Source organism: Nocardioides sp. Iso805N (assembly GCF_000364605.1).
Classification (GTDB): domain Bacteria; phylum Actinomycetota; class Actinomycetes; order Propionibacteriales; family Nocardioidaceae; genus Nocardioides.
Window position 1 is genome coordinate 170,407 of sequence record NZ_KB822581.1, and the last position, 7,846, is coordinate 178,252.

A 7,846-nucleotide genomic window follows, 5' to 3' on the forward strand; every position below is an offset into this window, starting at 1 on the left:
TCCCCCAAGGTGTCAGGCGGCGGCCCGAGCGGCGCCGCGTCCGGCTGCCACACTAACCACATGTCTGCGACGCCCTCCAGCCCCTCTGGCGACGGTTCCCCGGGTGTTCCGCTGGTAGCGGTGGTGGGCGCGACGGCGGCCGGCAAGACAGCGCTCTCGCTCGACCTGGCGCAGCGGCTGGGCGGGGAGATCGTCAACACCGACGCGATGCAGCTCTACCGCGGCATGGACATCGGTACGGCGAAGGTGCCCCTCGCCGAGCGGCGCGGCATCCCGCACCACCTCATCGACGTACTGGACGTCTCGCACCCGGCCACCGTCGCCGAGTTCCAGGAGCGGGCACGTGCCGTGATCGGGCGTCTTCGGGCGGCCGGCACCGTGCCGGTGCTGGTCGGCGGCAGCGCGCTCTACACCCGGGCGCTGCTGGACCGCTTCGAGTTCCCCGGGACCGAGACGGCCGTGCGGGCGCGGTGGGAGCAGGAGCTGGAGCGGGTCGGCACGCGCGCCCTGCACGCCCGCCTGGCGGAGCTCGACCCGGTCTCGGCCGAGCGGATCGAGCCGGACAACGGCCGCCGCATCGTGCGCGCCCTGGAGGTCATCGAGATCACCGGCAAGCCCTTCAGCGCCCGTCTGCCGGTCCAGGAGTACGCCGACCCCCGCACCCTCCAGATCGGCGTCGACATCGACCGCGAGACCCTCGACGCCCGGATCGCGCAGCGGGTGGAGGAGATGTTCGAAGCGGGCTTCGTCGCGGAGGTGGCGGGGCTCCTGGAGCACGGCCTGCTGGAGAGCCGCACCGCGGCGATGGCGATCGGCTACCGCGAGGTCGCCGCGCACCTGGCCGGTGACCTCACCCTGGCCGAGGCCAAGCTCAAGACCGCGGTCAAGACCCGCCAGTTCGCCCGACGACAGGATGCGTGGTTCCGCAAGGACGCGCGGGTGGTCTGGGTGCGCTTCGACGATCCCGAGCAGGTCGAGAAAGCGGTGGCGGCCGCGCATAGGCTAGAGGCGTGACGCCCATCGAGACGGCCGAGGAGCTTCGGGCTCTGCTCGGCGTGCCCAACGAGCGCGCGGCGAACAAGGAGCGGACCCGGCTGCTCGACATCGACCGCGACTGGCTGGCCGCGAGCCCGTTCTGCGTGCTCGCGACGAGCGACGCCGAGGGGCGGTGCGACGCCAGCCCGAAGGGTGACCCCGCCGGCTCCCTGGTCCACGTCATCGACGAGACCACCATCGCGATCGCGGAGCGACCGGGCAACCGGCGTGCCGACGGCTACCTCAACGTCATCGCCAACCCGCACGTGGGCCTGCTCTTCCTCATCCCCGGCCGCACCGACACGCTGCGGATCAACGGCCGTGCCCGGCTGGTCAGGGACGCCGACTTCTTCGACGCGATGAGCGTGCGGGAGCGCCGGCCGGTGATGGCGCTGGTCGTGGAGATCGAGCAGGTCTTCTTCCACTGCGCGAAGGCGTTCCTGCGCAGCGGGCTGTGGGAGCACGAGTCCTGGGCGCCGCACGAGACCATCCCGCGTCGGGCCGTGATCGCCAAGCAGTTCGAGAACGCGCCCGGCACCCTCGAGGAGCTCGACAGCTACTACGGCGAGTCCTACTCCAAGGGGCTCTACTGATGGCCGCCTCGACCGGCCCTGCGAGCGACTACGGGTTCGTCAAGGGCCACGGCACCGAGAACGACTTCGTCCTGCTGCCGGACCCGGACGGCTCGGTGCACGGCCCGCTGAGCGACGAGCGGGTGCGGGCGCTGTGCGACCGCCACGCCGGCATCGGCGGCGACGGCGTGCTGCGCGTCATCCGTACGGCGGCGTACGCGGCCGACTGGCCCGGAGCACCTGACTCCACGGTCGGTGGCGAGTGGTTCATGGACTACCGCAACGCCGACGGCTCGATCGCGGAGATGTGCGGCAACGGCACCCGCGTCTTCGCCGCCTACCTGCGGGCCCAGCTCGGCGTCGGCGAGGAGATCGTCGTCGCGACCCGGGCCGGCGACAAGAGGCTGACCTTCGACGGCGAGCTGTGGACCGTCGACCTGGGGGAGCCGCGGCTGCAGGGCTGGTCCGAGGTCTCGGTCGGCGACCAGTCCTGGAAGGCGCGGCACGTCGACATGGGCAACCCGCACGCGGTGGCGCTGGTCGAGGTGCCCGTCGCCGGGCTGGACCTCAGCCAGCAGCCGGGGTTCGACGCCGCGACGTACCCGCGTGGCGTCAACGTCGAGCTGGTCGAGCGCGCCGGCGAGGCCCACCTCCGGATGCGGGTGCACGAGCGCGGCGTGGGGGAGACCCGGTCGTGCGGCACCGGCATCGGCGCGACGGCGGTCGCGACGATGGAGGCCGATGGCCACGTGGCGGACGGAGCGACGTACGTCGTCGACGTGCCGGGTGGTCGGCTGACCGTCACCTGGACCGCCGCGAACCGGGTGCTGCTGACCGGCCCCGCCGTGCTGGTGGCCAGCGGCACCACCAACCTCTGAGCAGGCCCACGGGCCGGCCGCAGGCTGTGACGTGCCCCTCACGGGCGACACTGGTGTGACGGCTAGAGTCCGGCCATGGATCTCACCAACAGCACTGCCATCGTCACCGGCGGGGCGAGCGGCATCGGCGCGGCCTGCGTGCGCCAGCTCGCGGCCCGCGGCGCCACCGTCGTGATCGCCGACCTGCAGGCCGACAAGGGCGAGGCCCTGGCCGAGGAGGTCAAGGGGATCTTCGTGCAGGTCGACGTCACCCACACCGAGCAGATCACCACCGCCGTCGAGCAGGCCGCCTCGATCGCCCCGCTGCGGGCGTGCGTGAACTCCGCCGGCATCGGCTGGGCGCAGCGCACCATCGGCAAGGACGGCCTGCTGGAATCGGCGCACTCGCTGGAGGCCTTCTCCAAGGTCGTCGCCATCAACCTGATCGGCACCTTCGACATGACCCGCCAGGCCGCCACGGTGATGAGCCGCAACGAGCCCGACGAGAAGGGCCAGCGCGGCGCGATCGTCAACATGGCGTCGGTCGCCGCCTTCGACGGCCAGATCGGTCAGGCCTCCTACTCCGCGTCCAAGGGCGGGGTGGTCGGGATGACCCTGCCCATCGCGCGTGACCTGGCCGCCGCCGGCATCCGGCTCAACACCGTCGCCCCGGGCCTGATCGACACCCCGATCTACGACGGATTCCCGAACCCGGACGAGTTCAAGGCCAACCTCGGCCAGAACGTGCTCTTCCCCAAGCGCCTGGGCAGCGCCGACGAGCTCGCCTCGATGGTGCTCGAGCTGCTGACCAACGACTACATGAACGCCGAGGTCGTGCGGGTCGACGGCGGTATCCGGATGCCTCCCAAGTAACGCCGAGTCGGTCGAAATGGCCGCCGAGTCCGCACCAGAAGTGCAGATTCGGCGGCCATTTGTGCAAACTCGGGGGAAAGTCGTTGGCGTACCGCCGTACCCTTGATCTTGTATGACGAACGCACATGACTTCAGCCTCGCGAACGAGCTCGACGAGACCACCGACTGGGACGAGCCCGGCGAGCCCGACGAGTTCTCGTCCGGCTACGCCGACGACGAGGATCCCGAAGAGCAGACCGTCGGCGCGATGGAGCTCGCCGAGCGGCACGCCCTGCGCCGCGTGGCGAGCCTGCGCACCGAGCTCGAGGACATCACCGAGGTCGAGTACCGCCAGCTGCGGCTGGAGCGGGTCGTCCTGGTGGGTGTCTGGACCGAGGGCACCATCGAGGACGCCGAGAACAGCCTCGCCGAGCTGGCGCTGCTGGCCGAGACCGCCGGTTCGGAGGTGCTCGAGGCGATCTACCAGCGTCGGCAGTCGCCGGATCCGGCGACGTACGTCGGGCGCGGCAAGGTGGAGGCGATCGGCGAGATCGTCGCGGCCACCGGCGCCGACACCGTCGTCTGCGACGGCGAGCTCGCGCCCAGCCAGCTGCGCAACCTGGAGGACCGGCTCAAGGTCAAGGTGGTCGACCGGACCGCACTGATCCTCGACATCTTCGCCCAGCACGCGAAGTCCAAGGAGGGCCAGGCCCAGGTCGAGCTGGCCCAGCTCAGCTACATGAAGCAGCGCCTGCGCGGCTGGGGTGGCAACCTCTCCCGCCAGGTCGGCGGCCGGGCCGCCAACGGCGTCGGCATCGGCGGCCGTGGCCCCGGTGAGACCAAGATCGAGACCGATCGGCGCCGGATCAACGACAAGATCGCCAAGCTCCGCCGCGAGCTCAGGGAGATGAAGGGCACCCGCGACACCAAGCGGGCCACCCGACAGCGCAACCAGATCCCCGCGGTGGCGATCGCCGGCTACACCAACGCCGGCAAGTCCTCGCTGCTCAACCGGCTCACCGACGCCGGCGTGCTGGTCGAGGACGCGCTCTTCGCCACCCTCGACCCGACCACGCGGCGTACGACGACGGCCGACGGTCGGGTCTACACGATGTCCGACACCGTCGGCTTCGTCCGGCACCTGCCGCACCAGCTCATCGAGGCGTTCCGCTCGACGCTGGAGGAGGTCGCCGACGCGGACCTGATCCTGCACGTCGTGGACGGCTCGCACCCCGACCCCGAGGGCCAGCTGAGCGCGGTGCGCGAGGTCTTCGCCGAGATCGGCGCGGCCCAGGTCCCCGAGCTGGTGGTGATCAACAAGGCCGACGCCGCCGACCCGCTGGTGCTCCAGCGGCTTCAGCGCGCCGAGCCGCACTCGGTGGTGGTCTCCGCCAAGACCGGTCTGGGCATCGCCGATGCGGTGCAGGCAGTCGAGGCGGACCTGCCGCGTCCGGGGACGGCCTTCCACGTGCTGCTGCCCTACGAGCGCGGCGACCTGGTCAACCGCGTCCACCAGCAGGGCGAGATCGACCGGCTCGAGCACACCGCCGACGGCACCGAGATCACCGGCCGCGTCAACGCGGACCTGGCCGGCGAGCTGGCGCCGTACGGGATCTGATCCCAGCCTGATCACGACTCCCCGATTCTGCTGCGCGGAGCCGGTCGGCGACGCATCATGAGATGGTGACACTGCTGGTCCTGGGGCGGTCCCGCCGCTTCTATCTGCTGCTCGCCCTCGTCGTCGCGCTGATGATCGGCGCCGTTGTCGAAGGCGTCGCCTGGCACGACCGCGCCGACGCGGACGCGGTGCTCCATGCCCGCTGCCTGCGCTTCAGCCACGACCAGCACTGGCGCGCGGCGCGCCCGACCGGCAGCGGGCGCAAGGTCGTCGTGATCGGCGACTCGTGGTCGGCCGGGTTCGGTCTGGCGAACCCCGACCGATCCTGGCCGGCGCGGTTGGCGGGTCGGGTCGACGTCGACGGCTTCCCCGGCTCCGGGTTCAGCGAGCACGCGTCGGGCTGCCATCTGGTGTCCTACGCCGACCGCGCGCGTGCCGACGTGAGCCACGGTGCTGCGCTCGTCGTGGTCGAGGGCGGCCTGAACGACTTCGACCAGCGGTCGAGCGACATCACCGCCGGCTTCGATCGGCTGATGGCCGATCTGCGGGGCGAGCACGTGATCGTGGTCGGTCCGGCGATGGCGCCCAGCCGCGCGGCGGAGGTGCCGCGGGTGGATCGGCTGCTCGCCGGACTGTGCGCCAAACGGCACGTGCCGTACTACTCCACGGTGAGGCTCCGGTTGGCCTACCAGCGCGACCGGCTGCACCCGACGCAGGCGGGTACGGACGCGTTCGGGGCCGCAGTCGCGGCGTTCGTCGCACAGCAGCGGGCCTGAGGGTCGAGGCTCGCGGGCGCTCGGTCCCCGTCATCGTGGTGCGCTTCAGTCGGTGGGGCGCTCCCAGGGCGCCTGGTCGCCCATCTTCTTGTAGTACTTCGCCAAGTGGCCCTTGACCCGGTCGATGTCCTTCTCCGGGAGGTCGACGCCGCCGCGGGCTCCGTCCATGACGTTGCCCGCCGCCATCACGCCGCGGGGCACCGCGACCAGCTTGCCGTCCACCACGTCGGCGATCAGCAGCTTGTAGGCGGTGAAGTTCTGCTTGTTCTCCGCGTCGTACCAGACATGGGCGTCGCGGTAACGCTCGTTCGGCTCGTCCTCGGCCTTCGCCCAGGCACGCACCCGCTTCTCCGCGGCCGCGCCGTCCCATCGCCGGTCGCGGTCCGCGAGCGGCAGATCGCCGTACGCCGTGACGGCCATCGCGTTCTCCTCTCTCCGAACCTCCCCCACCGGGGGTGATGACGCGACAGGTACCCGATCAGACAAGATGGACCCATGGACCAGCGCACTCTCGGAAGCACCGGCAAGGACGTCTCCGTCGTCGGACTCGGCACCTGGCAGCTCGGCGCGGACTGGGGTGAGGTCAGCGAGGCCGACGCCCAGGCCGTGCTCGAGGCGAGTGTCGCCTCGGGAGTCACCTTCTTCGACACGGCCGACGTGTACGGCGACGGCCGCAGCGAGCAGATCATCGGCGAGTACCTGCGCACCAGCGGCGCACCGGTGACCGTGGCCACCAAGATGGGCCGCCGCCTCGACCAGGTGCCGCAGAATTACACCCTGGCGAACTTCCGCTCCTGGACCGACCGCTCCCGGCGCAACCTCGGCGTGGACACCCTCGACCTCGTGCAGCTGCACTGCCCACCGTCGGCGACCGTCGCGGACGAGGCGACCTACGACGCGCTGCGCACGCTGGTCGACGACGGCGCGATCGCGGCGTACGGCGTCAGCGTCGAGACCTGCGACCAGGCCCTGGCGGCGATCGAGCACGGCGCGGCCAGTGTCCAGATCATCCTCAACGCCTTCCGGCTCAAGCCGCTGGACGAGGTGCTGCCGGCCGCCCTGGCGAAGGGCGTGGGCATCATCGTCCGGGTGCCGCTGGCCAGCGGGCTGCTGTCGGGCCGTTACAGCAACGAGACCGTGTTCGCCTACAACGACCACCGCAGCTACAACCGACGCGGGGAGGCGTTCGACGTCGGCGAGACGTTCTCCGGGGTCGACTACGAGACCGGGCTGCAGGCCGCGAAGGAGTTCGCCGCGCTGGCCACCGAGCACGGCCCCGACGGCGCCACGCCGGCCCAGGTGGCCATCGCCTGGGTCGCCCAGCAGCCGGGCGTCACCACGGTGATCCCCGGTGCTCGCAACGTCGACCAGGCCCGCGCGAACGCCGCGGCCGGCGCACTTCCCGCTCTCAGCGAGGACCTGCTGGCCGGCGTGCAGCGGATCTACGACGACCACCTGCGGGCAGCCATCCACCCGCGCTGGTGAGCGCGCCGTGCCCATCGAGCCGCACGGCGTGCCCCGGCGTAGGGGGCGTGGCGGCGTAGGGCGGCGCCGGCTGCTGCTGTGGCCCGGCGTCGCGCTGATCGCGGTCGGGCTCTCGCTGCTGGGCTACGTGGCGTGGGAGTTCTGGGGCACGACGTGGGTCAGCCACCGGCACCGCGACGAGGCGGTCGGCCAGCTGCGGCAGGCCTGGCGCGACGGCGACGGGTCGGTGCGCACCAGCTGGGGTGACGCGACCGCCATCATCCGGATCCCGCGCTTCGGCTCCTCCTACGCGGTGCCGGTCCTGGAAGGCACCTCGGATGCGGTGCTGGCTACCGGCTTCGGGCACTACAGCGGGACCGCCGGCCCTGGCGAGGTCGGCAACTACGCGCTGGCCGCCCACCGGATCACCCACGGCCAGCCGCTACGGCGGATGCCGGACCTCAAGGCCGGCGACGCGATCATCGTGGAGACGAGAGCCGTGACCTACACCTACCGGCTCACCAACGACGGCAACGCCCTGGTGGTGCCGTTCACCTCGACCTGGGTGACGGCGCCGCTGCCGACCAACCCCGACGGCGGGGTGGAGCCGGCGCAGCAACCCGGGCAGCGACTGATCACTCTCACCACCTGCAGCGAGCTCTTCCACACCGA

At 71.5% G+C, this 7,846-nt stretch carries 9 protein-coding genes; 8 read left to right on the forward strand and 1 reads right to left on the reverse strand.

The annotated features are described in order from the left end of the window. Positions 1–60 precede the first annotated feature (60 nt). The 6 genes from miaA to H036_RS0116110 all read left to right on the forward strand — a co-directional run bounded on the left by miaA (position 61) and on the right by H036_RS0116110 (position 5,710). Positions 61–1,014 carry a tRNA (adenosine(37)-N6)-dimethylallyltransferase MiaA gene (gene miaA, locus H036_RS0116085; protein ID WP_026146108.1) on the forward strand — a complete coding sequence of 318 codons (954 nt, stop codon included), beginning with the start codon at positions 61–63 and terminating at the stop codon, positions 1,012–1,014. Next, positions 1,011–1,628, forward strand: a complete 618-nt coding sequence (locus tag H036_RS0116090) for a pyridoxamine 5'-phosphate oxidase family protein (RefSeq protein WP_017935830.1) — start codon at positions 1,011–1,013, stop codon at positions 1,626–1,628. Before miaA ends, H036_RS0116090 begins: the two co-directional genes overlap by 4 nt. Next, positions 1,628–2,485, forward strand: a complete 858-nt coding sequence (gene dapF, locus H036_RS0116095) for a diaminopimelate epimerase (protein ID WP_017935831.1) — start codon at positions 1,628–1,630, stop codon at positions 2,483–2,485. Before H036_RS0116090 ends, dapF begins: the two co-directional genes overlap by 1 nt. A gap of 75 nt (positions 2,486–2,560) precedes the next feature. Beyond that, complete coding sequence (locus H036_RS0116100) at positions 2,561–3,337, forward strand: SDR family oxidoreductase (RefSeq protein WP_017935832.1); 777 nt, start codon at positions 2,561–2,563, stop codon at positions 3,335–3,337. A 112-nt stretch (positions 3,338–3,449) separates the two neighbouring features. Next, positions 3,450–4,934 carry a GTPase HflX gene (gene hflX, locus H036_RS0116105; protein WP_017935833.1) on the forward strand — a complete coding sequence of 495 codons (1,485 nt, stop codon included), beginning with the start codon at positions 3,450–3,452 and terminating at the stop codon, positions 4,932–4,934. 65 nt (positions 4,935–4,999) lie between these two features. Further along, the gene (locus H036_RS0116110; RefSeq protein ID WP_157417474.1) at positions 5,000–5,710 is read left to right on the forward strand and encodes an SGNH/GDSL hydrolase family protein; all 711 of its coding nucleotides are present in this window, start codon (positions 5,000–5,002) and stop codon (positions 5,708–5,710) included. A gap of 45 nt (positions 5,711–5,755) precedes the next feature. On the opposite strand, the gene H036_RS0116115 is transcribed toward H036_RS0116110, so the two are convergent. Continuing rightward, positions 5,756–6,130, reverse strand: a complete 375-nt coding sequence (locus H036_RS0116115; RefSeq protein WP_017935835.1) for a hypothetical protein — start codon at positions 6,128–6,130, stop codon at positions 5,756–5,758. Between the two features lie 75 nt (positions 6,131–6,205). Between H036_RS0116115 and H036_RS0116120 the strand changes: the two genes are divergently transcribed. Beyond that, positions 6,206–7,195 carry an aldo/keto reductase gene (locus H036_RS0116120; protein ID WP_017935836.1) on the forward strand — a complete coding sequence of 330 codons (990 nt, stop codon included), beginning with the start codon at positions 6,206–6,208 and terminating at the stop codon, positions 7,193–7,195. Between the two features lie 7 nt (positions 7,196–7,202). Next, the coding region (locus H036_RS23175; RefSeq protein WP_017935837.1) for a class E sortase at positions 7,203–7,846 on the forward strand (644 nt) is incomplete at its 3' end.

Coding starts and splice junctions, on each gene's coding strand:
- dapF (WP_017935831.1), top strand. CDS start 1,628: ATGGCCGCCTCGACCGGCCCTGCGAGCGACTACGGGTTCGTCAAGGGC.
- H036_RS0116100 (WP_017935832.1), top strand. CDS start 2,561: ATGGATCTCACCAACAGCACTGCCATCGTCACCGGCGGGGCGAGCGGC.
- miaA (WP_026146108.1), top strand. CDS start 61: ATGTCTGCGACGCCCTCCAGCCCCTCTGGCGACGGTTCCCCGGGTGTT.
- hflX (WP_017935833.1), top strand. CDS start 3,450: ATGACGAACGCACATGACTTCAGCCTCGCGAACGAGCTCGACGAGACC.
- H036_RS0116115 (WP_017935835.1), bottom strand. CDS start 6,130: ATGGCCGTCACGGCGTACGGCGATCTGCCGCTCGCGGACCGCGACCGG.
- H036_RS0116120 (WP_017935836.1), top strand. CDS start 6,206: ATGGACCAGCGCACTCTCGGAAGCACCGGCAAGGACGTCTCCGTCGTC.